This window comes from Niastella soli (assembly GCF_017742245.1).
Taxonomy (GTDB): domain Bacteria; phylum Bacteroidota; class Bacteroidia; order Chitinophagales; family Chitinophagaceae; genus Niastella; species Niastella soli.
Genome location: NZ_JAGHKO010000025.1, coordinates 1 through 747 on the forward strand (window position 1 = coordinate 1; position 747 = coordinate 747).

A 747-nucleotide genomic window follows, 5' to 3' on the forward strand; every position below is an offset into this window, starting at 1 on the left:
CCGGTAAGGCCGCTAAACTCCTGCGCACCATCTTTAGGGATGTAACCATTAATGCGAAGGACACTATCACCCATGCACGCCTGGTGAAGGTGGCCTCCCGAATTTTAATGAACGACCCGTTGAATGAAAGGGGCGCTCGTACCGTAAACAATGGCGACCTGCAACAGCTGCTGGGATTCCGTTTCAATGAACGGGCTGGCATTGAAGATTCGCTGTTTGTACGATGTCCCATTACTTTTAACCGGGTGTCGGGTGAAGTTGTAGTAAACATTCCGGCCTTTATACCCAAAAACATGGTGCAGGAGGCCGCAGGTACTACTCATTTCAGGATCGTAGCATCGGCTGCTACCATCAATTTCGACACGGAGAAGTATGAGTATGCCATGCAGGGAACGCCTGAATTGCCTTACAATACCGACCCCACACAGGCGGCTACGCTTACGCTGGCATTGCCAGCAAATAGTACGGATGCGGTATTTGTGGCGCTGGGCATTGAGTATTACCAACGGGTAAATACCCGGAGCTATGCGCTCAAATCTGGAGAACACAATGCCACCAGCATAATGTTGGTAGATAAAGCCGCGTAAGTAATGGTGGTCGGAAAGCCCGGTCCCACATCCAATATCCAGAACCAGTAGTCCCGGTTTGGCAACAATGAACGGCTTACCTCCCTGTATGGGAATCGGCTGCTGTTGTTACGGTAGCCATAAACTGAAGCCAGTATTCACCAGTTGCCAAACCCCGTAA

At 50.6% G+C, this 747-nt stretch carries 1 protein-coding gene; it reads left to right on the top strand.

Annotation, left to right across the window (positions count from 1 at the left end; translation table 11 throughout):
• Window positions 1-587: hypothetical protein (locus tag J7I42_RS34960; protein ID WP_209145217.1), on the top strand; the 587-nt coding region annotated here is incomplete at its 5' end.
• Window positions 588-747 lie beyond the last annotated feature (160 nt).